The organism is Paracerasibacillus soli, assembly GCF_042432965.1.
Classification (GTDB): Bacteria; Bacillota; Bacilli; order Bacillales; family Amphibacillaceae; genus Paracerasibacillus; species Paracerasibacillus soli.
On sequence record NZ_JBHLWL010000008.1, the window covers coordinates 1 to 25,510 of the forward strand.

Sequence of the window (25,510 nt, forward strand, 5' to 3'; positions counted from 1 at the left end):
TATCTAACATTACGTTGGACTTAAATGAAACCGCCGTATACGGAACCGTACGTACGGTGGTGTGAGAGGTCGGAGGTTAGTCACCTCCTCCTACTCGATTCAAAAATGATTGATTATAAACAGTGAAATTCGTACAAACTAATGGTGTCTTTTTAAAAGTGTGAATAAATCTTTAACAATTGAAGCTTTACATTAAAAATGGAGGAGAAAAATGAAACAAATGAAGGAAAGTATACTTAAACAAAAAGGATACCGTCTACATGTTGTGCAAACTAATAAATTTAAAACCATCCATGTCGTTGCAAAATTAAAAGCACCTTTGTCTAGAGATACGATTACATACCGATCCCTGTTACCTTATGTGTTGCAACAAGGTCCTAAAAGCTATCCGACTAGAAAAGCGTTGAGTGATCAACTGGATTATTTATATGGGGCGGTATTATCAATTGATGGTGCAAAAAAAGGCGAAAATCATATTATTAGTTTTCGACTTGAATTAGCAAATGAAAAATTCATACGTGATGAAAGTGGGATATTTAAAAATGCAATGGCGTTATTTCACGATATGATTTTCAACCCAAATATTGAAGATGGGGCTTTTATAGATGCTATTGTAAAACGAGAAAAGGATACATTGCGTCAACGAATGTCTGCGATGTTAGATGATAAAATGAGTTATGCGAATTTACGATTAGTTGACGAGATGTGTAAAGATGAGTTGTATCATCTTCATGTACATGGTTATGAAGATGATTTGGATACAATATCGGGGGAAAATTTGTACAATTATTATCAAACCGCTTTAAATGAAGATCTTTTCGATATATATGTTTTGGGAGATTTAGAAGAAGAGACCGTAAAAGCGTTATTTTCAACTACGTTTGAAAGAGAACGAGTATATAAAGAGGATGAACATATAAAGCAAACAAAGCAAAAGTATGAAATCTCCGAGCCTAAGGAAATTGTAGAAAAGCAAAACGTACAGCAAGCAAAACTGCATATTGGCTTTCGAACAAACTGTACCTTTAAAGATAAGGAATATGCAGCAATGCAATTATTCAATGGAATATTTGGTGGATTCCCAAGCTCTAAATTGTTTTTGAACGTACGAGAAAAGCATAGTTTAGCTTATTATGCCTCCTCCAGGTTGGAAAGTCATAAAGGTTTACTGCTCGTTTTTAGTGGGATAGCTCCGAAAGATTATGAGCAGGCGAGAGATGTTATTTTTGAACAATTAGAAGCAATGAAAAATGGTGAAATTACAGAAGAAGAAATGAAACAAACGAAAGAATTAATTGTAAGTCAATTGTTAGAAACATTGGATCACCCACAAGGAATTATTGAGATTCTTTACCAACAAGTAATTGCCCAGACAACGTATTCGCCAGAACAATTGATAAATGATATTCAACATGTAACGAAACAGGATTTGGTAAATTTTGCAAATCAAGTAATTACAGATACGATATATTTATTAACCGCAGAAGGAGGCGATAGTCATGCATAAAAAAGATTATGATTATATCAAGGAAACAGTTTACACGGAACAACTTGATAATGGTCTCACCGTTATACTATTGCCGAAACAGGGACTGTCAAAAACGTATGCTATCTTTTCAACAAATTACGGTTCAATTGATCGAACATTTACACCGATAGGACAGGATGAGATGATTACTGTTCCAGATGGTGTCGCTCATTTTCTAGAACATAAATTATTTGAGAAGAAAGACTATGATGTGTTTGCGGATTTTAGTAAACAAGGTGCTTCTGCTAATGCATTTACATCATTTACTAAAACAGCTTATTTATTTTCTGCAACTAATCACGTTGAAAAGAATGTGGAAACACTACTTGATTTTGTTCAAGACCCTTATTTTTCGGATCAGTCGGTGGAAAAGGAAAAAGGAATCATTGGTCAAGAAATTACGATGTATGATGACCAATCGGATTGGCAGTCTTTTATGGGAACATTAAAAGCCTTATTCCACGAATTTCCAGTAAATATTGATATAGCTGGTACAGTTACTTCTATTGATACAATCACAAAGGAAATATTGTATACTTGTTACAATACATTTTATCATCCTGAGAATATGACATTTTTTGTAACAGGTAACTTTGAACCGGAAAAAATGATGGTATTAATAAAGCAAAACCAAGCGAAAAAGTCATTTGAAAAAATGACGGAAATAAAACGTGAATATCCAAAAGAGGCATTAGAAGTGGCGCATCAACATTATACGATGCATATGCCGGTATCTACTCCAAAATGTACGATTGGCATAAAGGAATCCGTAACATCTTTAGAAAAGGATGCGTTTGTTCAGCGAGATATATTTCAAGATATGATTCTCACATATTTTTTTTCAAAAGGTGGTCCATTTTATGAAGAATTATATGACGAGCATTTGATTGATGCAAGTTTTTTCTTTGAAACGAATTTAGAGAAGACATTTGGTTATTCCATTATTGGTGGTAACTCACAAAAACCAGATGAATTTATCCGGCGTGTGAAAGAATTACTAATGTCAACACGTTCAAAAGTGTTAACAGACAATGAAGTAGAACAAATGAAAAGGAAAAAAATCGGACAGCTGATACGCTCGTTAAATTCTTTAGAGAGTACTGCGAATAAATTTATCCATTATCATACAGTAGGGGTGGACTATTTTTCATTAATCCCTACCATTCAGTCTGTTACAACGGAAGATGCAAATAGGTTCTTGCAAGATTGGATTAAACCAGAATGTATGGCTTCAAGCATAATTATGGCAGAATAAGGAGAGTTCTATGGGGAAGAATGTATTAATCTTTGGTGCAAGTGGTGATATTGGTAGTGAAATTGCGGTACATTTAGGGAATTTAGGTTACTCGTTAGTCCTTCATTATCATCAAAATAGAGATAAAATAAATGAAATTTATGAGCGCCTTGAAAATCCTACGTCTATATTAGGGTATTTTCAAGCCGATCTCACAAAGTTTACAGAAATTACCCGCTGTTTGGATGAAATTTGGTATCCCGTAGATGCCATTATCTTCGCAAGTGGACATTCGTATACGGGAATTTTTCAAGAAATGCCCGTAAAAGAGATGGATAACCTTTTGTCTGTCCATGTAAAAGCTCCTTGGATGATTTGTAAACATTTATTGCCACAAATGATACAACGAAAATCCGGTCACATAATTTTTATTACATCTATTTGGGGAGATTACGGTGCGAGTAATGAAGTTGTGTATTCTTCTGTAAAAGGTGCGCAAAGTAGTTTTGTAAAGGCATTAGCCAAAGAAGTAGGACCAAGTGGCATATCCGTTAATGGGATTAGTCCGGGCTTTATTGAAACAAAAATGAATAAACAATTTACGAAGGAAGAACGATTAAATATTTATTCGGAAATACCTTTAAATCGCGGCGGATTCCCAAGTGAAATCGCATTTACTGTCCAATTTCTTTTGGATAAAAGGTCACAATATATCCAGGGCGAAATCATTCGTATAAACGGTGCATGGATATAGTATAAATAGACATTATTCCTCCAAAATTATGTGTATAAACAACACGTATCTTCAAATACTAACAATGAATAATCGAAGGAGGAATGAACATGTCTGTACTTGAAAATTTTGATTCGTGGAAACAATTTTTATCAAATCGATTAGATCAAGCGAAATCACAAGGAATGTCTCAAGATACAATTTCAAATGTAGCATATGAAATCGGCGATTACTTGGCTAAAAGTGTAGATGCTAAGAATGATGAACAAGCGATGTTACGCGAGTTGTGGAATGCAGCATCAAAAGATGAACAGCAAGCAATTGCAAGTGCAATGGTAAAGCTTGTACAACAATAAAAAAGATGAATTTATATGCTGGAAGCTGTAATTTTTTACAGCTTCTTTTACTCACTTCTTATTAAATTTTATACTCCAATAAAAAAAAGACGAAATTAAGAAAAAGATAATTGCATTTATAGTATCTATTCGTTAACATTATAGGAGTACATATTTTATAAGGAGTATGCTATGAAAAAAACAGAATGGTATATTGAATATGAAATCCTGATTAACCGACCTGGTTTATTGGGAGATATCGCTTCATTACTAGGCATGCTTTCCATTAATATAATTATGATAAATGGTGTAAAAGACGCTAGACGTGGATTACTCATTCTTGCAAAACATGATGATCAAATAAAACGATTACGTACAATTATAAACACAATGGACACGATTCGTTTAATAAAGATACGCAAACCAAAACTTCGAGATAAATTAGCAGTGAGACATGGTAGATACATAAGTAGAGATAGTGATGATCATAAGACGATCCGTTTTGTACGAGATGATCTAGGATTATTAGTAGATTTTATGGCTGAGTTATTTAAAACAGAGGGGCATAAATTAATTGGAATAAGAGGAATGCCGCGGGTAGGTAAAACTGAATCTGTTGTTGCAGCTAGTGTGTGTGCGAACAAACGTTGGGTGTTTGTGTCGAGTACGTTATTAAAACAAACGATACGTAATCAGTTAATTGAAGGTGAATACAGTCCTGATAATATTTATATTATGGATGGTATCGTTTCAAAACATCGTGCTAGTGAAAAGCATTGGCAATTAGTGAGAGAAATTATGCAGTTGCCTGCTGTAAAAGTGATCGAACACCCTGATATATTTGTACAAGCTACAGAATATGACATACAAGACTTTGATTATATTATCGAACTTAGAAGTCATGAGGAAGAAGAAATTACATATCGGGATGTTGAAAGTACACAATTCGATAGGGGATTTAATATGTTTGATTTTTAAAATTGGATGGTGTTATGAATGGGAATAGGAATACGATTAAAGGAAGCTAGAGAGGAAAAAAATATATCCTTATCTAGTTTACAGGAAACGACGAAAATACAAAAACGATATTTAAAAGCGATTGAAGAGGAAAACTTTAGTTTGTTACCTGGAAAGTTTTACGCACGTGCCTTTATTCGAGAATATGCTATTGCTGTTGGTTTAAATCCCGAAGAACTATTAGAAGAATATAAAGAGACTGTTCCAGTTCCGGATGAAGAACAAACGACACAATATTCAAGAATAGGCCGTTCAAGAAAAGATAGTAATACAAAAGGTAGTTCTTTTGCTTCGTTTATTCCAACGATTATAGTTGTATTATTAATCATTGGTATTGCTTTTGCCGCATGGTATTTTATTATGCAGAAATCTGGTACTGCAACAGATGAAGAAGATAAGAAACTGAATGATAATGAAATCTATTTACCGAACCAGGATAAAGATGAAGAGGCGAATGATAATGGATCTGTAGATGAAGAAACTACAGATGAGAATGCTACAACGGAGGAAAAACAATCGGAGGCGGAACCTAAGCTGGTTGTTTTGAAAGAGGGGACTGGTTCGAGACCAGAATCAACGTTGGCATTACAAAATCCGGGAGATAAAATTACCGTAACATTAAATTCTAAAGATAAAGTATGGTTAGAAGTTAAAAATGGTAGTGATGAGAGAGTATTTTATGATAATTTAACGACGGATCAATCGCCTTTAGAATTGGATATGACGGGACAGGATAGCATGTACTTTAATATTGGTAATGCCAGTAATTTATCGATTAATATTAATGGTATTGATCTAGATTACCCTGTAGATCCTAATAAATTTGTCACACAAAAGATTTGGGTAGAAGTACAAAAAGAAACAGAAACAGAATGATGGTGAATAAACCCTTCCCTATGTACAATGGAAGGGTTTTATGCCTTATTAAAAGAAGATAAAAATACTTGCAAGAATCAGGAGGAAATTTTAACAATGAATATACCTAATCGCATTACGCTATCACGTATTATACTTATTCCCGTTTTTATTATACTAATGAGCGCTCCATTGAATTGGGGTGAATGGCCGATTGGAAATGGGGTATTGCCCATCAGTCATTTTGTAGCGGCAATGGTCTTTATTATAGCTTCAGCAACGGACTGGGTTGATGGCTATTATGCCAGAAAGTATAAACTTGTTACAAATATGGGCAAATTTTTAGACCCACTTGCTGATAAATTACTTGTGGCATCTGCGCTTATTATACTTGTTCATTTACAATTTGCTCCTGCTTGGGTTGTCATTGTCATTATAAGTAGAGAATTTGCTGTAACAGGGCTTCGTTTAGTTGCCGCTGGTGAAGGAATTGTATTAGCAGCAAGTAAATTAGGTAAGGTTAAAACATTTACACAATTACTTGCTATTGCCTTGTTATTGTTACATAATTATCCGTTTTCCTATATACCGTTCCCATTTGCAATAATTATGTTATATATATCACTGTTTTTCACTGTGCTATCTGGTTATGAATATTTCGCTAAAAACTGGAACGTAATGAGGAATTCCAAATGACAAAAAAACTTAAAGCTGAAGTAATTGCAGTTGGTACGGAACTATTACTCGGACAAATTGCAAATACAAATGCACAGTGGATATCACAACAATTAGCTTCACACGGGATAGACGTATATTATCATGAAGTTGTTGGAGATAATTTACGTCGAGTAGAGCATAGTTTTCGTTGTGCAATGGAACGATCCAATTTTATTATTGTGACTGGCGGACTTGGTCCAACCGAAGATGATTTAACAAGAGAAGCATTTCAAAAAATGACACAATATGAAATGATAGAGCATGAAGCATCGATGGAGAAAATTTCAGCATATTTTAAAAAACATCATACTGAAATGACAGAAAATAATCGTAAACAAGCACGTGTATTTAAACAAGCGCACGTTTTTTCAAATAGACATGGAATGGCTCCTGGTATGGCAGTTTCCTATCAACAAACTGAGTGGATTTTTCTTCCAGGTGTACCTCGAGAAATGAAACAGATTTTTTCTGATGAAGTCATTCCATATTTACTAAAAAAACTAGGGCATCAAACAATAATTAAATCGTTGAATTTGCGTTTTATAGGCATCGGTGAAGCTAAGTTAGAACATGAGATAGCAGACCTTATTCAGAAACAGTCTAATCCGACTATTGCCCCACTTGCCCAAGAAGATGGCATGGTTATTCGATTAACAGCAAAAGAAAATTCAACAACAGCAATCCAACAATTATTAGAAAAAACGAAAGATGAAATTTTAGCGCGTGTGGGCTCTTTCTTTTATGGTGTGGATGATGAAACATTGGAGAAAAAAGCAGTATATTTATTGCGACAGCATAAAAAAATGATTGCAGTTGCCGAAAGTTTAACAGGTGGCAAATTTACAGAAAAAATTATTTCGGTAACGGGAGCATCGGAAGTATGTCGTGGTGGTATTGTTTGTTATGATACGAAAGTTAAAAGAGATGTTGTTGGAGTGTCAGAAGAGACGATTCGAACAAAAGGGACAGTAAGTGAAGCGTGCGCGAGTGAAATGGCAGCTAATATTAGAAGGTTATTAACTGCTAATATCGGCATGAGTTTTACAGGCGTGGCTGGTCCACAATCGATTGAAAATAAGCCGGTTGGGACAGTTTTCATCGGATTACATGATGATAAAGGTAATCACATCATCCAAGAGCATTTATTTACAGGCGATCGGGAGTCTATTAGACGAAAATCGGTATTAAAAGGTTTGGAAATCTTAATTCAATTTTTAAAGGATGAAAATAGATAGAATATCCATTTTAGTACGATGACCTAAGGGATTTTACTATTTTCGCTAGTGCAATTTATAATTTTAAGAGTAATATTACCTTGAAAATATAAGAACGTTTATTCGATTAACACTTGGCATTTCAACAAAAATAAAGTATGATAGAGATAGATAAAAAGGAGGTTGTCTTCATTGAGCGAAAGAAAACAGGCGCTAGATATGGCATTGAGACAAATAGAGAAACAGTTTGGTAAAGGTTCGATTATGAAACTAGGAGAACAAGCCCATCAAAAATTAGCATCTACTCCAAGTGGTTCCCTTGCTCTTGACATTGCATTAGGAATAGGTGGTTATCCAAAAGGTAGAGTAATTGAAATCTATGGACCTGAATCATCAGGTAAAACAACGGTAGCATTACATGCGATTGCAGAAGCACAAAGAAATGGTGGTCAAGCTGCATTTATCGATGCTGAACATGCTTTAGATCCAACATATGCAAGAGCATTAGGTGTTAATATCGATGAATTACTTTTATCACAACCGGATACAGGTGAGCAAGCATTAGAAATAGCTGAAGCACTCGTTCGTAGTGGTGCAGTTGATATTGTTGTCATTGACTCTGTTGCGGCATTAGTTCCAAAAGCGGAAATTGAAGGTGACATGGGAGATGCGCATGTAGGATTACAAGCACGATTAATGTCACAGGCTCTTAGAAAACTATCAGGTGCAATTAATAAGTCGAAAACAACAGCAATCTTTATTAACCAAATACGTGAAAAAGTTGGTGTTATGTTCGGTAATCCAGAAACAACGCCAGGAGGACGTGCACTTAAATTCTATTCATCTATTAGACTAGAAGTACGTCGTGCGGAAACATTAAAACAGGGAAATGATATGGTAGGTAACCGTGCTCGTATAAAAGTTGTGAAAAATAAAGTTGCCCCACCATTTAAGCAAGCAGAAGTCGATATCATGTATGGTGAAGGAATTTCAAGAGAAGGTGAGCTACTTGATATTGGCTCCGATCTTGATATCGTACAAAAAAGTGGTGCGTGGTATTCCTATGAAGGAGAGCGTCTCGGTCAGGGTAGAGAAAATGCAAAACAGTTTTTAAAAGAAAACCCTAAAATGACAGATGAAATTCATCACGCAATTAGAAATCACTACAACCTAGACGATGAAGCAGAAAATGAAGCGGAAGATGCAAAATTAGAGCAAGAAACATTAGATGTATAATCTAATATACTTTTTATAAGCCCTTTACATAAAATTTGTAGAGGGCTTTTCTTTATCATGACAGAATCATTCCTTGGAATAAAAATGTTCTCATCGTGTAAACATTGAAAAAGATGTCTACAATATTAAATAGTTGTGACGTTTTCTTGACATTGGGTCATTTGAGATTTAAAATTAAAACTGTATAATTTTATATTTTATTATACAATGTGATTTTTATTCATGAATATGGTACATGCCGACAAATAATGAATGGTTACAAATTGATAGCAATAGGAGGTGAAATCGATGGAAAAAACCGTCATCTCCATTTTGCTTCCCTTAATTTTCTTGATCGGCGGTATAGTTGTTGGTTATCTAATTCGTAAATCGATAGCAGAGGCTAAAATTTCCAGTGCAGAAACGTTGGCAAAACAGATAATTGAAGAAGCAAATCGTAATGCTGAGGCTGCTAAAAGAGAAGCACTTCTTGAGGCAAAGGACGAAAACCATAAACTTCGTCAAGAAGCAGAACAAGAGCTTAGAGAACGAAGGTTTGAAGTACAAAAGCAAGAAAATCGCCTAATGCAAAAGGAGGAAACCCTGGACCGAAGAAGCGAAACGCTTGATAAGCGTGAACTTCTGTTGGAGAACAAAGAAACATCTCTAACTGAAAAACAACAACATATTGAAGAAATGGAAAGCAAAGTGGAAGCTCTACTAAATGAGCAGCAGATGAAGCTTGAGCGTATATCTGGCTATACGACAGACCAAGCGAGACAAGTTATTTTGCAACGCATTGAAAAGGAATTAAGACAAGAGTCAGCAGTAATGGTTAAAGAAGCGGAAAATCGTGCAAAAGAAGAAGCAGACAAAAAGGCGAAAAATATCCTTTCTTTAGCATTGCAACGCTGTGCAGCTGACCACGTTGCTGAGACTACTGTATCGGTAGTTAATCTTCCAAATGATGAGATGAAGGGCCGAATTATTGGACGTGAAGGCCGAAACATCCGTACGTTAGAAACATTAACAGGAATCGATTTAATTATCGACGATACACCTGAGGCAGTCATTTTATCAGGCTTTGATCCTATTCGCCGAGAAATTGCTCGAATAGCTTTAGAAAAGCTTGTACAAGATGGCCGTATCCATCCTGCGAGAATTGAGGAAATGGTGGATAAAGCCCGTCGGGAAGTAGACGAGCATATCCGGGAAGTAGGAGAGGAAACAACATTTGAAGTTGGGGTACATGGTCTCCATCCGGATTTAGTTAAAATACTTGGACGCCTAAAATATCGTACAAGCTATGGTCAAAATGTCTTAAAACATTCGACGGAAGTTGCATATCTAGCAGGTTTACTAGCTGCTGAATTAGGTGAAGATGAATCATTGGCAAGACGTGCTGGGTTACTCCATGATATTGGTAAAGCAATCGATCATGAAGTAGAAGGAAGTCATGTTGAAATCGGTAAAGAACTTGCAATGAAGTATAAAGAACACGAAGTCGTGATTAATGCAATTGCTTCCCATCACGGTGATGAAGAGCCTACGTCTACTATATCTGTTCTAGTGGCAGCAGCAGATGCACTTTCAGCTGCAAGACCAGGAGCGAGAAGTGAGACACTTGAGAATTACATCAAACGTCTAGAAAAACTAGAAGAGATATCTGAATCATTTGCTGGTGTAGAAAAATCGTATGCTATTCAAGCAGGTAGGGAGATTCGCATTATCGTAAAACCAGAAGAAATTGACGATATCGCATCGATTCATATTGCAAGAGATATAAGGAAACGAATTGAAAGTGAATTGAATTATCCAGGTCATATTAAAGTGACCGTTATTCGAGAAACAAGAGCAGTTGAATATGCAAAATAAAAGCGAAGCGATGTCTTCGCTTTTATTTATTTTTAGGCTTATTGTTTTCTTCAAGGGATAGATGGCTAGTATATGACCTATTACACTAAATACTCAAACTGTCTAGTAGTGCTAGGTTGTTTTTCGCTACGGACCGTCGCTTTCTGTGGGCAACGTCGGCATACCCCAGTGTTGGGGCAAGGCTGTGCCCGCGGAAAGCGAAGTATTCTGCCGAAGCGATGTTAGCAAGCTAATTAAGTTTAAAGACAAATTTTCACTACTGAACAGCTTAGGTCAACGGTGACAATTCAATGTAATAAAATAACAAGAATATATCGATTTAAGTAAAATGTCTTTGACATCACAGTTTGAATATGAAACACTAATAGTAAAATTAGAAAAGAATGAGGAATTACAATGAAAATATTATTTATCGGTGATGTAGTAGGATCACCTGGAAGAGAAATGGTACAACAGTACCTACCAAAAATTAAAGAAAAATACCGTCCACATGTTACGATAGTAAATGGAGAAAATGCAGCAGCTGGAAAGGGAATTACGGAAAAGATTTACAAGCAATTTCTCGAATGGGGTGCCCAAGTTGTGACAATGGGAAATCACACATGGGATAAAAAAGAAATCTTCGAATTTATAGATGATGCAAAGTATTTAATTCGCCCCGCTAACTTTCCAGCAAATAATCCGGGTAAAGGACTTGTATTTATAAATGTGAATGGTGTAGAAGTGGCAGTTATTAATCTGCAAGGTAGGACATTTTTGCCAGCGATTGAAGATCCTTTTACAATGATTGATACGCTCATTCAACAAGCTAAGAAAAGAACAAATATTATATTTGTTGATTTTCACGCTGAAGCGACAAGTGAAAAGCAGGCTTTAGGCTGGTATGTAGACGGAAGGGCAAGTGCAGTTGTAGGAACACACACGCACACACAAACAGCAGATAATCGAATTTTGCCAAAAGGAACAGCCTATATTACAGATGTTGGTATGACCGGGCCATACGATGGAATATTAGGGATGCAAAGAGAGGCAGTATTAAAAAGATTTTTAACTAATTTACCAGTTCGTTTTGAAGTAGATAAAGATGGTAGGGCACAATTAAATGCATTTTTAGTTACAATTGATGATAAAGCAGGCCGTGCTTTGGATACAAAAAGAGTAATGATTAATGATGATCATCCATTTTTAATTTGAGTATTTGAATTTTTAGATATTTTCCTTCATAATAAAGGTAATAAGGTATCATCTCCAGGAATATAGTAGCAATAGAACTACAATAGTAAATGAGGAGGTACTAGTAATGGACATATTAAAAGTGTCAGCTAAATCAAATCCAAATTCAGTAGCAGGAGCACTTGCAAATGTATTACGTGAACGCGGCTCAGCAGAAATACAGGCAATCGGTGCGGGTGCTTTAAACCAAGCCGTAAAAGCAGTAGCTATTGCAAGAGGATTCGTAGCACCAAGTGGTGTTGATTTAATTTGTATTCCGGCCTTTACTGATATTATGATTGAGAATGAAGAACGGACTGCAATTAAATTAATTGTAGAACCAAGATAAGATAATATAATTTTTACATAGCGTTGCGTACATACGCAACGCTATTTTTTTGAAACGAGTACAAAGTGACAAATTTACGAATTTCTTAGCAGTTGGTAAATAGTTTTTATTTGCGCTTGTATACTACTGTTGTTAAATTTATGTAAAGGCTTTATACTGTAATAATGTATACGTCTGTCTATTTAAGCAGAAAGAAATGAGAAAGGAGATAGAATAATGAATGAACAACAAAGAAAAGCGCAAGCACAAATTAAACAGGTGACTTCCTTGGACAGAAAATCCAATCAGGACAAACCGTTATCTGAAAAAACAACTGCTGACTTTGCGAAATACTTTGAAAGTACATATCAACCACCTGATATAAAGAAAGCGAGAAAACGTGGTCGTGAAAAAGTAGAAGTTCATTACGACTTTGAGATTCCGAAAGATATGCAAGCTATTGGGCAAGGTAAGAAATTTTTAATTCGTACATATGGTTGTCAAATGAATGAACATGATACCGAAGTAATGGCAGGAATTCTATCGGACATGGGTTATGAGTCGACAACAGAAACAGAAGAAGCTGACATCATTTTATTAAATACATGTGCCATTCGTGAAAACGCTGAAAATAAAGTCTTTGGAGAAATAGGACATTTAAAACCACTGAAATTAGAAAAGCCGGATCTAATAGTTGGAGTATGTGGATGTATGTCTCAGCAAGAATCTGTTGTTAACCGCATCATGCAAAAACACCAACATGTTGATCTTATCTTTGGTACACATAATATTCATCGTTTACCACATCTTGTAAAAGAAGCAATGTTTAGTAAAGCACAAGTTGTAGAAGTGTGGTCGAAAGAAGGAGATATCATTGAGAATCTTCCGAAGGTTCGCCAAGGTAAAATTAAAGCATGGGTGAACATTATGTATGGGTGTGATAAATTCTGTACATATTGTATTGTACCGATGACACGTGGAAAAGAGCGGAGCCGTCGTCCTGAAGATATTATTCAAGAAGTGCGACATTTAGCATCGCAAGGTTATCAAGAAGTGACATTACTTGGCCAAAACGTGAATGCATATGGGAAAGACTTCGAGGATATGGACTATACATTTGGTGATCTCATGAATGACATGCATAAAATTGATATACCACGAGTCCGTTTTACAACATCACATCCAAGGGATTTTGATGATCACTTAATTGAAGTGCTAGCACAAGGTGGCAATTTGTTGGATCATATTCATTTACCAGTCCAATCAGGAAGTAGTGAAGTTTTACGAAGAATGAATCGTAAATATACGCGTGAAGATTATTTGGAACTTGTACGTAAAATCCGTCAGGCAATACCTAATGCGACATTAACAACAGATATTATTGTCGGGTTTCCTAACGAGACCGCAGAACAATTCGAAGAAACAATGACGTTGATGGAAGAAGTTGGTTTTGAAGCAGCATACACGTTCATCTACTCACCAAGAGAAGGAACTCCTGCAGCTGCTAGAAAAGATGATGTATCTGAAGAAACGAAGAAACAACGATTATATCGTTTAAATGAATTGGTCAATAAACAATCAGCGGAAGCGATGAAAAGTTATGCAGGTAAAACCGTCAAAGTATTAGTGGAAGGCGAAAGTAAAAGGGATCCGGATGTTTTGGCTGGATATACTGAAAAAAGTAAACTTGTAAACTTTAAAGGTCCAAAATCTGCAATCGGGAAAATTGTAGAAGTGAAAATAACAGAAGCAAAAACTTGGTCTCTTGATGGTGTAATGGTAGAAAATACAGTTGAGGTGAACTAACAATGGCAGAATACACACGTAAAGAAGTGCTTGACGAAGCAAAGAAACTGGCAAAAATGCTTGCTAATATAGATGAAATTAATCGTTTTAAGCAAGTGGAAGCAAAAATCAATGGAAATAGAAAAGTTCAACTTTATATTTCACAAATTAAAGCATTACAAAAACAAGCGGTTAACTTACAAGCATATGGGAAGCAAGAAGCACTAAAAAAGGTAGAAACAGAATTAGATCGCTTACAAACAGAATTAGATGATATTCCGGTAGTACAGGAATTTAAAGATACACAGACGGCAGTAAATGATGTGTTACAACTTATAACTGGTACAATTGCGCGAGAAGTAACAAATGATGTAATTGAATCTACAGGTGGCAGTGTACTAAGAGGAGAAACAGGATCAAAATTACAAAATCCAACAACGTGTAGTTGAGTGTTGAAGAGAATAATAAGGTTGGGACGAAAGAAGGATAATCTTTTTACGTCCCTGCCTTTTTTCATTCTTTTTTCTTCATGCATATAATGAAAAAGATTCCTTGTTTCGAAAACTTCTCTACATTTCATCTTTAGTTATGCACTTTAGGTATTTGTCTTGCATAAACTGACTATGAAAAAGGAGGAGGTAGTGTAATTATGAGTTTCTTAGATAAGGATTATCGGGAAATTATAACGAAAGCAGTATGTGGTAAAGGTAAAAAGTTCACACAGACAACTCATTCTGTTACACCATCACATAGACCGTCAAGTATTTTAGGATGTTGGGTTATAAACCATTTATATAACGCCAAGAAAAAATCAAAAGATACGGTAGAAGTCAATGGAAGTTATGACATCAACATTTGGTATTCGTATAATGACAATACGAAAACAGAAGTTATAACTGAAAGGGTCACGTATTGTGATGTTATTCCACTAGCTATTCGGGATGAGCATTGTATTAATGATGATTATGATGTAATTTGTAAGGTTACACAACAGCCAAATTGCTTAGAATGTAGCATATCTAAAAAAGGGCATAAGATAAATGTTGATATTGAACGTGAGTTCCTAGTGCAAGTTATCGGTGAAACGAAAATTTATGTTAAAGTGGACCCGAAAGGACATAAATATGCTGATGACGAAGATGAGGTTTGGGATTTTGCAGTTACAGATGAAGAACTTTCAGAAGTAAATCCAGATTTTCTTAAAACAGACAATAAAGATTAACGGCTTTGCGGGAGAATTGCCCTCTCGCAAAGCTTTTTTTATTTTATTTGTTCAATCTCACATCAATGATGAGCCAAGTTTGAAATGCGTATTGTCCGATTCATGATAAGAAGGCATACTAATGCTATTGTTTTATAATAAACTTCTATTGTCGATTTATGTTATAATTACCTCATAATACTATTTTTTGGGGGATACAAAATGTCTCGTTATACACCGATGATAAGGCAATATTTAGAGATAAAAGCAGCACATAAAGATGCTTTTTTATTTTTTCGCCTTGGTGATTTTTATGAATTATTTTTTGAAGATGCGATAAAAGCAGCGCAAGAATTAGAAATTACGCTTACAAAACGTGATAGTAGTCAACAAGATCCGATTCCAATGTGTGGCGTACCTTATCATTCTGCGTCTAATTACATAAAAACATTAATTGATAGAGGTTATAAGGTAGCAATATGTGAACAAGTAGAAGATCCAAAAGATGCAAAAGGGATTGTTAAAAGAGAGGTCATCCAAGTTATTACACCAGGTACAGTGATGGATGCTTCGATGTTATCGGAGGAAAATAATAACTATATTGCAAGTGTTTCCCATTTTGAGGATGGAAAATTTGTCATCTGTTATAATGATTTATCAACCGGTGAAAATAGTCTAGCACTAATTACACAGGGTTGGGAAGCAGTTATTCATGAGTTATTTAATCAACCGATAAAGGAAATTGTAATAGCAACTAATCTACCAAAGGAATATCAGGAACAATTAAAAAGTCGTTTACAAATTACATTATCCTACCAAGATGAAGTTAATTTTAATGCTGAATATCGGGGGTTATGTGAAAACATAAACGATAAACGATTAATGGAAGGATTTAGTCGGTTACTAAATTATATACAATATACACAAAAGAGATCGCTTGATCATTTACAGCAAGCAAAAGTAATTAAACTTAAAGAATATATGTCACTTGATATGTATTCCAAAAGAAATCTTGAGTTAACTGAAACGATTATTCGTAAAGGTAAAAAAGGTAGTCTTTTATGGGTTTTAGATAAAACGGTTACTGCAATGGGGTCGCGTCTTTTAAAAAAATGGATGGAGCGACCATTACTCAATAAGTCACATATTGAAAAGCGCCATCAAATTGTCGAGGGATTTTTAATAGGATTTTTAGAACGAAATACAATTCGCGAATTATTGAAATCTGTTTATGATATGGAACGATTATCAGGCAGAATAGCTTTTGGAAATGTAAATGCACGCGATTTAATCCAATTAAAACGTTCATTACAGAAAATTCCAGGCTTAAAAGAAGTGTTACGACAATTTTCTGATCAAGAGGTACGTTTACTAGCTGATCAGTTATCGGTACCATTAGAACTAGTAGACTGGTTAGAAGCTAGTATTGTAGATGATCCACCCATCTCTATTAAAGAAGGCGCCATTATTAAAGATGGCTATCATGAACAATTAGATCAATATCGTGACGCTTCACGAAATGGTAAAAAGTGGATTACAGAATTGGAAAGTAAAGAAAAAGACGCCACAGGTATTCGCTCCTTAAAAATTGGTTATAACCGTGTGTTTGGGTACTATATTGAAGTGACGAAAGCGAATCTTCATTTAGTACCAGAAGGAAGATACGAACGCAAACAAACGTTAGCGAATGCAGAGCGATTTATCACACCTGAGTTAAAGGAAAAAGAACAACTAATATTGGAAGCTGAAGAAAAGAGCATGGATTTGGAATATGATTTGTTTACCGGAATACGCGAAGAAATAAAAGCGTATATCCCACAATTGCAGCATTTAGCAGAAGTTGTTAGTACGATTGATGTATTGCAATCTTTTGCGACAGTAAGTGAAGAAAATAATTATAAACGACCAACGTTTACAAATAACCATGTAAAAATAACAAATGGCCGACATCCGGTTGTAGAACAAGTAATGTCTGAAGGGACCTTTGTACCTAATGATATCTATTTAGATGAAAAACAATGCATATTATTAATTACTGGACCAAATATGTCTGGAAAAAGTACATTTATGCGTCAATTAGCGTTAACGATTGTTATGGCGCAAATTGGTTGTTTTGTTCCAGCAGATGAAGCAGAAATGACAATATTTGATAAAATATTTACGCGGATAGGAGCGGCGGATGACTTAGTTTCAGGTCAAAGTACGTTTATGGTAGAGATGCTTGAGGCCAAGCACGCGTTAACACACGCTACAAAAGATAGTTTAATTTTACTCGATGAAATTGGACGTGGTACAAGCACATATGATGGCATGGCACTTGCTCAAGCGATTGTAGAATACATTCATCATAAAGTACATGCCAAAACATTATTTTCCACCCACTATCATGAATTGACGACATTAGAAGATGAGTTAGATAGATTAAAGAATATTCATGTACGTGCAGAAGAGTATGAAGGTAAAGTAGTATTTTTACACCAAGTGCAAGCTGGTGCGGCAGATCGTAGTTATGGCATTCATGTTGCCAAACTGGCGGAATTACCAGAGCCTTTGATTGAAAGAGCTACTATCATATTACATGAATTAGAGAATAAGGATGAAACGCATCACGATGTTGTAGAGGAAACAACTAATCCGCAATCGCAATTAAGTTTCTTTAGTGAGGAACAATTATCATATACCGAAAAAAATGATAAAGAAAATAAAATTATACAGGCCTTAAAAAACATTAATTTATTAGAATTAACGCCATTGGAGGCAATGAATGAATTATACCGCCTGCAAAAACATGTGAAATCGTAATTTTTGTACTGTGAAAGAGAGGGATGTTTTATGAAAATTATCCAAATGCCAGATTCGCTTGCGAACAAAATTGCAGCTGGAGAAGTGGTGGAACGTCCCGCTTCTGTTGTAAAGGAACTTGTTGAAAACAGTATTGATGCAAACTGTACATGGGTAAAAGTAGACTTACTTGAAGCGGGTCTACAACAAATAAAAGTGACAGATAACGGCGACGGCATATCATCAGAGGATTGTGAACGAGCCTTTGTTAGACATGCAACGAGTAAGATTAAGACAGAAACAGATCTATTCCATGTCCATACATTGGGGTTTCGAGGAGAAGCTTTAGCAAGTATTGCTGCTGTTAGTCGATTAGTGCTTAAAACTTCACAGGGAAACGAAGCGGGCACTGAATTACATTTAGAAGGCGGTAAAGTAGTAGAACATAAAAAAAGTGATGCGCGTAAAGGAACTACTATTACGATTAATGACTTATTTTTCAACACACCAGCTAGGTTAAAATATATGAAGACAATTCATACAGAACTGGGACATATTACTGATGTTTTAAATCGTTTAGCACTCGCTCATCCTGAAATTCGTTTTGAAGCTAGCCATAATGGCAAATTATTGTTTAAAACATCTGGGTTGAACCAGTTACAGCAAGTGATTGGACAAGTTTACGGAATGTCTGTAGCTGAGAAGATGTTACCAATAGCATATGATACTCTAGATTTCTCCTTTTCTGGTTTTATTGCAAAACCAGAAGTTACCCGTGCATCCCGATCATTCATGTCAATTATTGTAAATGGTAGATACATTCGAAATATCGGCTTAAATCAAGCTGTAATACGTGCATATCATACATTTTTACCAATAGGTAGATTTCCAATTATCGTGTTGTCTATTAAAATGGATCCAATTTTAGTTGATTTTAACGTCCATCCTGCGAAGCTTGAAGCAAGATTTAGTAAGGAAAAGGAATTAGTGACACTCGTAGAAGAATCGATACGTCAAAAACTAAGAGAAGCAACGCTCATCCCACAAATTGAAAAAAAACAAACCGAACAGAATCAATCTGTTCAACGTTCCATGACATTTTACCCTTCAGAACCACAACAAAGAAACATTCCAGTGGATAAGGAAGCAGGCAGAATAGATAGAACGGCTATTAGGGAAAGACAACAACTCGTATATCCTGAGCGAGAAGAACAACAAATAAAAAATGAATATGTTCAAACTGATGTACCTACGGAAGCCATTGTGGAGGCTGAAGTACAAATGAATCGTGAAGATGAAGAACGTACAGAAGATAATCGTGTCCCTGTTATGTATCCAGTAGGTCAGTTACATGGAACATATATATTGGCGCAAAATGAAAATGGCTTTTATATGATTGATCAGCATGCGGCGCAAGAACGAATAAAATATGAATACTTCAGTAAAAAAGTTGGAGAACCCATTAAAGAGTCTCAGCAGCTATTAGTGCCGCTAACTTTTGAGTTTTCTAAACAAGAGGCAATATTTATTTCGCAAAATAAAAATGAGTTAGAAAGAGTTGGCCTTTTCTTAGAAGAGTTTGGAATGAATACATTTGTTGTTCGATCTTACCCAAACTGGTTCCCGACTGGTTATGAAGAAGAAATAATAAGAGAAATGGTTGAACAGGTTGTAACGAATGAAAAAATAAATATTTTAGAAATTCGTGATGATGCAGCAAAAATGATGTCATGTAAAGGTTCTATTAAAGCCAATCACCATTTAAATAAAAATGATATGTTTCATTTACTTGAAGAATTAAGACAATCGACAGATCCGTTTACATGCCCACACGGAAGGCCGATTATTGTTCATTTTTCTACTTATGAAATCGAAAAAATGTTTAAGCGTGTCATGTAACGATGTATAAAAGATAGAAAATATGGCAAACACTAGATAAAAAACAATGGGGTGAACCATGATGAGTCCTGCTAATCAAAAGCTAATTAATTTTATGAATCAATTACTGTCCAATCAATTTGTAATGTATGTAAAACTGCATCGGTATCACTGGTATATCCAAGGAAAACATTTTTTTCAATTACATGCAACTTTTGAAGAAATGTATAATCTTTTTGCCGAGCAATTAGATGAAACAGCGGAACGTATTTTAATGATTAAAGGCAAACCATTAGCTACAATGAGTAAATATTTAAAAGAATCAACATTGGAAGAGGCAACAGCGGATGATAAGGAAAACGAAATGATGCAACAGCTTAAGAAAGATTATGAGCAAATGATTACTGAAATTCGCGATACGGGATTACCTCTTGCCAATGAGCTTAAAGATGAGCCTACAGCTGATTTACTCATATCTACACAACGAGCTTATGAAAAATATGTGTGGATGTTGGATGCGGTGACAGCATATGAATAAATAGAGAAATGATGATGATTAGGGGAGTAGAGATGAAAAAGAAAGTGGTTGCGATTGTAGGTCCCACAGCAGTTGGTAAAACTGCACTTAGTATTCAAATCGCAAAAAAATGTAAGGGTGAAATAATTAGTGGAGATTCCATGCAAATCTATAAAGGAATGGATATTGGAACTGCAAAGATAACCGCTTCAGAACGTGAGGGAATTCCACACTATATGATAGATATTAAGAATCCAGATGAACCATTTTCTGTGGCTGAATTTCAGCAGCTCGTTCATCAAAAAATAGATGACATTCATGGTAGAGGAAAATTACCTATCATAGTAGGAGGAACAGGTTTATATATTCAAGCAGTTCTCTATAATTATAATTTTTCACAAGAAAAGCGAGATGAAGCTTTAACTACACAATTAGAAGAACGGGTTCAAAAAGAAGGGATTATGCCACTCTATCAAGAGTTGTTAGTAATTGATCCTGTGCAGGCTAAACAGATTCACCCGAATAACGAACGTAGGGTTATTCGGGCTCTTGAAGTCTATAAAACAACGGGCATGACGATGTCTGAATATATACATAAGCAACAACAATTACAGGAAAAGACTTATGATGCTTATTTAATCGGCCTAGAAATGGAACGCACAATTTTATATGAACGTATAAATAAACGTGTTGATCTGATGATTGCCAATGGATTAATAGATGAAGTTTATACATTTTATAAGCAAGGTTTCGAAAAATCTCAGGCAATGCAAGCAATCGGATATAAAGAATTTATACCGTATTTTAAAGGTGAATATGACCTAGCTGAATCAATTAGACTGTTAAAAAGAAACTCCAGAAGATATGCAAAGCGTCAATATACGTGGTTTCGAAATAAAATGAATGTCAACTGGTATCCCGTCATACCGGGACAGATTAATGAAACTTCTAGAATAATTTTGGCGGATTTAGCAGGATTTTTAGAAGATAAGTAGAATTAATATATAATAGATAGAAAAGAGGAGGAAATACGATGGCTCAACCTGTAAACATTCAAGATCATTATTTAAATCAACTTCGGAAGGAACACATTTCTGTAACCGTTTTTTTAACAAATGGTTTCCAATTAAGGGGGATTATAAAAGCGTTTGATAATTTTACTGTTTTATTAGAAACGGAAGGTAAACAACAATTAATTTTCAAACATGCGATATCTACATTTGTCCCAGTTAAAAATATAAACATTGATTAATATCAATGAGAGACGTTCTATAAGAAAAAATAAACAAACACAACCACTGTGTTTGTTTATTTTTTTTGGAGACTCTTTGTTGTATTTTTCTAGAAAATATAACAATCAGGATAAGGACGGGGCTGTCTTATTTGATGTCCTTTCCTTTGATAGTTCAAATTTACAATATTAAAGTGCTGGTAATGATAGGCCTTTGTCACACCTTTTGCTTCTTTTTCGTATACTATCTTGAAGAAGGGGTGATGAAGTGGCAACCCAAAATATCCAAAAAAAACATGGACAAATAAATATTGTATTAAGAAATGAACAGCGGTTAGTAAAGGAAACGAATCATACAGGTGTATATATAGAACCTAGTCCATTTTCACACATTGACCAGGCACTTTCATCTATTGTTGGGTTAGAGCCTTTGAAACAGAAATTAAAAGAAATTTATGCAGCAATGCTTATTAATGAAAAACGTACACAACAAGGACTCTCTAGTACAAAACAAGTATTACACATGTTATTTAAAGGGAATCCTGGGACAGGAAAAACGACTGTTGCTCGGAAATTGGCGAAATTGTACTATGACATGAATCTATTATCAAAAGGACACTTTATCGAAGCAGAAAGAGCTGATCTAGTCGGTGAATACATCGGTCAAACTGCACAGAAAACACGTGCCATCATTCAAAAATCTCTTGGGGGAGTACTATTTATTGATGAGGCATATTCATTAGCTAGGGGTGGTGAAAAGGATTTTGGAAAAGAAGCAATTGATACACTTGTAAAGCATATGGAAGACCATCAGAATGAATTTGTATTAATATTAGCTGGCTATCCAACTGAAATGGAAAGGTTTTTAGATTTAAATCCTGGATTAAAATCAAGATTTCCATTTATTTTAGACTTCCCAAATTATACAGTTGATCAATTAATGAATATTGCACGGAATATGGTACGTGAAAGAGAGTATGAATTTACGAAGGAAGCGGAATGGAAACTAAGAGCCCATTTAAGTAAGGAACTTCAAGATAGCGTACGAAACTTCGCTAATGGAAGATGTGTACGAAATCATATTGAGCATGCAATTCGAAATCATGCAGTAAGACTCGTATCAAATAATATGCACACAAATGATGATTTAATAAAATTAACTGCTAATGATATAAACATGGAAGAATACTAAAAATGCTTAATAACATATTAGCTTAAAGTACATCTGCACTAAAAGATTTGTAGCAAGCTATTAGTATTTTGAAGAAGTGTGCTATCTTTGCTATGATGAAGTCATCACTTTTATTTGTAGCAAATGCATGAGAATGAAAAGAGGTAAAAAAATGGCGAAAGAACGAGTATTAATCGTTGCAGTTAATCTATCCAATAAAAACAAAGATCATTTCGAATCGTCATTAGAAGAATTGGTTTCGTTAACAAATACTGCAGGTGGAACAGTTGCACATGTGATGACACAGAACAGAGACAGAATTCACCCTGCTTATTATATTGGTTTTGGAAAGTTAAATGAAATAAAACTGCAGGTGGAGGCAATGGACATAGACCTGGTCATATCGAATGACGAGTTATCATCGGGCCAACTACGAAACTTAATCACTCATATTGGAGTTAGAGTTATTGATCGTAGTCAATTAATATTAGATATTTTTGCGAGTCGTGCAAAAACGAAAGAAGGAAAACTTCAAGTTGAATTAGCCCAACTACAATACATTTTACCACGGTTACATGGCCAAGGGCGGGAATTATCTCGCCTTGGCGGTGGTATAGGCACGAGAGGACCTGGTGAAACAAAACTGGAAACAGATCAACGTCATATTAGACGTAGAATTGACGACATCAAACGAAGATTAAAATTAGTAGTCGAACAACGTCATCAATATCGAAAAAGGCGTAAAACAAATGAATCGTTTCAAATTGCTGTTGTAGGTTATACAAATGCAGGGAAATCAACCATATTTAATCGTCTAACAGATAGTGGTTCACTAGAAGAGGACAAGCTTTTCGCCACACTTGATCCACTCACTAGACAAGTTCGTTTACCCTCTGGTTTTGAAACGTTAATTACGGACACAGTCGGTTTTATTCAGGATTTACCGACTACGTTAATTGCTGCATTCCGGTCTACATTAGAAGAAGCATCAGAGGCTGACTTCATTATACATGTAGTAGATGGCTCTCATCCTGATATGGAGCAACATCAAAAAACAGTTATGGGTTTATTACATGAATTAGAAGCTGATGGCATTCCAATGCTCACAGTTTACAATAAGCAGGATAAGTTTCCACGTGATATTATTCCAATGTACTATCCATATTTTATGATGAGCGCCTTGCTCCCTGATGATATGAAAGGGTTTTTAAATAAAATCGAAGACACATTAAAAGACGAATGGGATACTTATCATGTAAAATTAGAACCGGAAAAAGGTTATTTACTTCACAAATTAAGCCGCGAAACAATTATTGATAAAAGAGAATTTAATGAGGAAGAAAACAATTATGATGTTTCAGGTTTTATTAGAAGTGAGCATCCATTACATCATCGCTTAGTTAAAGGAGAATATTAGATTATGATAACAAATATTGTAAAACAAGCAGAAGAAGAAGTTTTTGAACAACATCAACATATGAATCACATTGTTGAACTTAATCAAAAACGTGTGCTAGAGGCATTTAAACAGAACCGTGTGAGTGACTCACATTTTTACTCAACGACTGGCTATGGATATGACGATTTGGGCCGTGAAGTATTAGAAAAGGTATATGCAAGTGTATTTGGTGGTGAAGATGCACTTGTACGGCCACAACTCGTTTCTGGGACACACGCGATTTCAACGACTTTATTTGGATTACTTCGCCCAGGTGAAGAATTACTTTACATAACCGGAAAACCGTACGATACATTGGATGGCGTAGTTGGTAAACTCGATGGTGATATTTACACAGGATCATTAAAAGACTATGGTATTTTTTATAATGAAGTACCGCTTCTTGAGAATGGTTCTGTTGATTTCGCTGCAGTAGAAAAGGCAATTACAGAAAAGACAAAAGTTATTGGTATTCAACGATCAAGGGGCTATGACCAACGACCATCATTTACAATCGATGAAATTGAAAAGATGATTGCATTTATTAAAAATATAAATAAAGATTTAATCGTATTTGTAGATAATTGTTATGGTGAATTTGTTGAAGAGAAGGAACCATTACATGTTGGTGCTGATATAATGGCGGGCTCATTAATAAAAAACCCCGGTGGTGGTATAGTCCGTGCGGGAGGATACATCGCTGGAAAAGAATCGCTTATTTTAGCATGTGCGAATCGACTAACAGCCCCTGGGCTCGGAAAAGAAATGGGAGCTAGTTTTAATATGTTACAGGAAATGTTTCAAGGATTCTTCCTTGCACCTTTAATTGTAGGTGAGGCTGTGAAAGGAGCTATTTTTACATCTCGCTTCCTAGAACTACTAGGATTTCAAACCTCGCCACGATTTGAAGAGAAGCGCACTGACTTAATCCAATCCGTAACATTTGACACAGCAGAACAAATGATTGCATTTTGTCAATCTATCCAAGAAAACTCACCTGTTAATGCTTTTGTTCTCCCATATCCGAGTGAAATGCCAGGATATGAAGATGAAGTAATCATGGCTGCAGGTACATTTATCCAGGGTGCAAGCCTCGAGCTATCTGCTGATGGACCTATTCGTAAACCATACACAGCGTATGTTCAAGGGGGTTTAACATATGCTCATGTAAAGATTGCTTTAGTGGAATCGATTAAGAAGTTAGTGGAAAAAGGTTATTTAACGATAAATTAGGGTATATATATG

23 protein-coding genes are annotated in these 25,510 nt (G+C 35.3%); all 23 read left to right on the plus strand.

The genetic code is table 11. The features are described from left to right. Positions 1–211: 211 nt before the first annotated feature. The 23 genes from yfmF (at position 212) to ACFFIS_RS02125 (ending at position 25,498) form a co-directional block, all read left to right on the plus strand. On the plus strand, positions 212–1,507 hold the full coding sequence (gene yfmF / locus ACFFIS_RS02015; RefSeq protein ID WP_390185939.1) for an EF-P 5-aminopentanol modification-associated protein YfmF: 1,296 nt from the start codon (positions 212–214) through the stop codon (positions 1,505–1,507). Beyond that, positions 1,500–2,783, plus strand: a complete 1,284-nt coding sequence (gene yfmH, locus ACFFIS_RS02020) for an EF-P 5-aminopentanol modification-associated protein YfmH (protein ID WP_390185940.1) — start codon at positions 1,500–1,502, stop codon at positions 2,781–2,783. Before yfmF ends, yfmH begins: the two co-directional genes overlap by 8 nt. A 10-nt stretch (positions 2,784–2,793) precedes the next feature. Further along, positions 2,794–3,516 (plus strand): elongation factor P 5-aminopentanone reductase, encoded by a 723-nt coding sequence (gene ymfI, locus ACFFIS_RS02025; protein WP_320378964.1) that lies wholly within the window; start codon positions 2,794–2,796, stop codon positions 3,514–3,516. Positions 3,517–3,605: 89 nt separating this feature from the next. Then, positions 3,606–3,851, plus strand: coding sequence for a DUF3243 domain-containing protein (locus ACFFIS_RS02030; RefSeq protein ID WP_320378965.1), 246 nt, complete (start codon positions 3,606–3,608; stop codon positions 3,849–3,851). Between the two features lie 171 nt (positions 3,852–4,022). Next, positions 4,023–4,808: a DUF3388 domain-containing protein gene (locus ACFFIS_RS02035; protein ID WP_390185942.1), complete on the plus strand. Its 786-nt coding sequence runs from the start codon at positions 4,023–4,025 to the stop codon at positions 4,806–4,808. Positions 4,809–4,826: 18 nt separating this feature from the next. Then, positions 4,827–5,723, plus strand: a complete 897-nt coding sequence (locus ACFFIS_RS02040) for a helix-turn-helix domain-containing protein (RefSeq protein ID WP_320378966.1) — start codon at positions 4,827–4,829, stop codon at positions 5,721–5,723. A 96-nt stretch (positions 5,724–5,819) separates the two neighbouring features. Continuing rightward, positions 5,820–6,398, plus strand: a complete 579-nt coding sequence (gene pgsA / locus ACFFIS_RS02045) for a CDP-diacylglycerol--glycerol-3-phosphate 3-phosphatidyltransferase (RefSeq protein ID WP_320379789.1) — start codon at positions 5,820–5,822, stop codon at positions 6,396–6,398. Next, positions 6,395–7,654 (plus strand): competence/damage-inducible protein A, encoded by a 1,260-nt coding sequence (locus ACFFIS_RS02050; protein WP_390185945.1) that lies wholly within the window; start codon positions 6,395–6,397, stop codon positions 7,652–7,654. The genes pgsA and ACFFIS_RS02050 overlap by 4 nt, the downstream gene beginning before the upstream one ends. 171 nt (positions 7,655–7,825) lie before the next feature. Then, positions 7,826–8,869, plus strand: coding sequence for a recombinase RecA (gene recA, locus ACFFIS_RS02055; RefSeq protein WP_390185946.1), 1,044 nt, complete (start codon positions 7,826–7,828; stop codon positions 8,867–8,869). Positions 8,870–9,157: 288 nt separating this feature from the next. Then, positions 9,158–10,723 carry a ribonuclease Y gene (rny, locus tag ACFFIS_RS02060; protein ID WP_390185947.1) on the plus strand — a complete coding sequence of 522 codons (1,566 nt, stop codon included), beginning with the start codon at positions 9,158–9,160 and terminating at the stop codon, positions 10,721–10,723. A 396-nt stretch (positions 10,724–11,119) separates the two neighbouring features. Continuing rightward, positions 11,120–11,917, plus strand: a complete 798-nt coding sequence (locus ACFFIS_RS02065) for a TIGR00282 family metallophosphoesterase (protein WP_390185948.1) — start codon at positions 11,120–11,122, stop codon at positions 11,915–11,917. A gap of 106 nt (positions 11,918–12,023) precedes the next feature. After that, entirely contained in the window at positions 12,024–12,284 is a 261-nt protein-coding gene (locus ACFFIS_RS02070; RefSeq protein WP_320378968.1) for a stage V sporulation protein S, read from the plus strand. A gap of 216 nt (positions 12,285–12,500) precedes the next feature. Next, complete coding sequence (gene miaB / locus ACFFIS_RS02075; RefSeq protein ID WP_390185949.1) at positions 12,501–14,069, plus strand: tRNA (N6-isopentenyl adenosine(37)-C2)-methylthiotransferase MiaB; 1,569 nt, start codon at positions 12,501–12,503, stop codon at positions 14,067–14,069. A 2-nt stretch (positions 14,070–14,071) separates the two neighbouring features. After that, entirely contained in the window at positions 14,072–14,497 is a 426-nt protein-coding gene (locus ACFFIS_RS02080; protein WP_320378970.1) for a YlbF/YmcA family competence regulator, read from the plus strand. A 200-nt stretch (positions 14,498–14,697) separates the two neighbouring features. Then, positions 14,698–15,270, plus strand: coding sequence for an outer spore coat protein CotE (gene cotE / locus ACFFIS_RS02085; RefSeq protein ID WP_320378971.1), 573 nt, complete (start codon positions 14,698–14,700; stop codon positions 15,268–15,270). 201 nt (positions 15,271–15,471) lie between these two features. Next, positions 15,472–18,051: a DNA mismatch repair protein MutS gene (gene mutS / locus ACFFIS_RS02090; RefSeq protein ID WP_320378972.1), complete on the plus strand. Its 2,580-nt coding sequence runs from the start codon at positions 15,472–15,474 to the stop codon at positions 18,049–18,051. Between the two features lie 30 nt (positions 18,052–18,081). Continuing rightward, positions 18,082–19,929, plus strand: coding sequence for a DNA mismatch repair endonuclease MutL (gene mutL / locus ACFFIS_RS02095; RefSeq protein WP_390185952.1), 1,848 nt, complete (start codon positions 18,082–18,084; stop codon positions 19,927–19,929). Positions 19,930–19,990: 61 nt separating this feature from the next. Continuing rightward, the gene (locus ACFFIS_RS02100) at positions 19,991–20,446 is read left to right on the plus strand and encodes a Dps family protein (protein WP_320378973.1); all 456 of its coding nucleotides are present in this window, start codon (positions 19,991–19,993) and stop codon (positions 20,444–20,446) included. A 32-nt stretch (positions 20,447–20,478) separates the two neighbouring features. Then, positions 20,479–21,420 (plus strand): tRNA (adenosine(37)-N6)-dimethylallyltransferase MiaA, encoded by a 942-nt coding sequence (gene miaA / locus ACFFIS_RS02105; RefSeq protein ID WP_390185955.1) that lies wholly within the window; start codon positions 20,479–20,481, stop codon positions 21,418–21,420. A 38-nt stretch (positions 21,421–21,458) separates the two neighbouring features. Continuing rightward, entirely contained in the window at positions 21,459–21,677 is a 219-nt protein-coding gene (hfq, locus tag ACFFIS_RS02110; RefSeq protein WP_320378975.1) for an RNA chaperone Hfq, read from the plus strand. Positions 21,678–21,924: 247 nt separating this feature from the next. Continuing rightward, entirely contained in the window at positions 21,925–22,848 is a 924-nt protein-coding gene (gene spoVK / locus ACFFIS_RS02115; RefSeq protein WP_320378976.1) for a stage V sporulation protein K, read from the plus strand. Between the two features lie 151 nt (positions 22,849–22,999). Next, the gene (hflX, locus tag ACFFIS_RS02120; RefSeq protein WP_390185957.1) at positions 23,000–24,244 is read left to right on the plus strand and encodes a GTPase HflX; all 1,245 of its coding nucleotides are present in this window, start codon (positions 23,000–23,002) and stop codon (positions 24,242–24,244) included. A gap of 3 nt (positions 24,245–24,247) precedes the next feature. Then, positions 24,248–25,498 carry a methionine gamma-lyase family protein gene (locus ACFFIS_RS02125; protein WP_390185958.1) on the plus strand — a complete coding sequence of 417 codons (1,251 nt, stop codon included), beginning with the start codon at positions 24,248–24,250 and terminating at the stop codon, positions 25,496–25,498. Positions 25,499–25,510 lie beyond the last annotated feature (12 nt).

What these genes read in the sequence shown, in the direction of transcription:
- ACFFIS_RS02065 (WP_390185948.1), top strand. Translation starts at nt 11,120, where the DNA reads ATGAAAATATTATTTATCGGTGATGTAGTAGGATCACCTGGAAGAGAA.
- miaB (WP_390185949.1), top strand. Translation starts at nt 12,501, where the DNA reads ATGAATGAACAACAAAGAAAAGCGCAAGCACAAATTAAACAGGTGACT.
- yfmF (WP_390185939.1), top strand. Translation starts at nt 212, where the DNA reads ATGAAACAAATGAAGGAAAGTATACTTAAACAAAAAGGATACCGTCTA.
- ACFFIS_RS02035 (WP_390185942.1), top strand. Translation starts at nt 4,023, where the DNA reads ATGAAAAAAACAGAATGGTATATTGAATATGAAATCCTGATTAACCGA.
- yfmH (WP_390185940.1), top strand. Translation starts at nt 1,500, where the DNA reads ATGCATAAAAAAGATTATGATTATATCAAGGAAACAGTTTACACGGAA.
- ACFFIS_RS02030 (WP_320378965.1), top strand. Translation starts at nt 3,606, where the DNA reads ATGTCTGTACTTGAAAATTTTGATTCGTGGAAACAATTTTTATCAAAT.
- pgsA (WP_320379789.1), top strand. Translation starts at nt 5,820, where the DNA reads ATGAATATACCTAATCGCATTACGCTATCACGTATTATACTTATTCCC.
- ACFFIS_RS02100 (WP_320378973.1), top strand. Translation starts at nt 19,991, where the DNA reads ATGAGTCCTGCTAATCAAAAGCTAATTAATTTTATGAATCAATTACTG.
- ACFFIS_RS02040 (WP_320378966.1), top strand. Translation starts at nt 4,827, where the DNA reads ATGGGAATAGGAATACGATTAAAGGAAGCTAGAGAGGAAAAAAATATA.
- ACFFIS_RS02070 (WP_320378968.1), top strand. Translation starts at nt 12,024, where the DNA reads ATGGACATATTAAAAGTGTCAGCTAAATCAAATCCAAATTCAGTAGCA.
- cotE (WP_320378971.1), top strand. Translation starts at nt 14,698, where the DNA reads ATGAGTTTCTTAGATAAGGATTATCGGGAAATTATAACGAAAGCAGTA.
- hfq (WP_320378975.1), top strand. Translation starts at nt 21,459, where the DNA reads ATGGCTCAACCTGTAAACATTCAAGATCATTATTTAAATCAACTTCGG.
- rny (WP_390185947.1), top strand. Translation starts at nt 9,158, where the DNA reads ATGGAAAAAACCGTCATCTCCATTTTGCTTCCCTTAATTTTCTTGATC.
- mutL (WP_390185952.1), top strand. Translation starts at nt 18,082, where the DNA reads ATGAAAATTATCCAAATGCCAGATTCGCTTGCGAACAAAATTGCAGCT.
- hflX (WP_390185957.1), top strand. Translation starts at nt 23,000, where the DNA reads ATGGCGAAAGAACGAGTATTAATCGTTGCAGTTAATCTATCCAATAAA.
- miaA (WP_390185955.1), top strand. Translation starts at nt 20,479, where the DNA reads ATGAAAAAGAAAGTGGTTGCGATTGTAGGTCCCACAGCAGTTGGTAAA.
- ACFFIS_RS02050 (WP_390185945.1), top strand. Translation starts at nt 6,395, where the DNA reads ATGACAAAAAAACTTAAAGCTGAAGTAATTGCAGTTGGTACGGAACTA.
- ACFFIS_RS02125 (WP_390185958.1), top strand. Translation starts at nt 24,248, where the DNA reads ATGATAACAAATATTGTAAAACAAGCAGAAGAAGAAGTTTTTGAACAA.
- ACFFIS_RS02080 (WP_320378970.1), top strand. Translation starts at nt 14,072, where the DNA reads ATGGCAGAATACACACGTAAAGAAGTGCTTGACGAAGCAAAGAAACTG.
- mutS (WP_320378972.1), top strand. Translation starts at nt 15,472, where the DNA reads ATGTCTCGTTATACACCGATGATAAGGCAATATTTAGAGATAAAAGCA.
- ymfI (WP_320378964.1), top strand. Translation starts at nt 2,794, where the DNA reads ATGGGGAAGAATGTATTAATCTTTGGTGCAAGTGGTGATATTGGTAGT.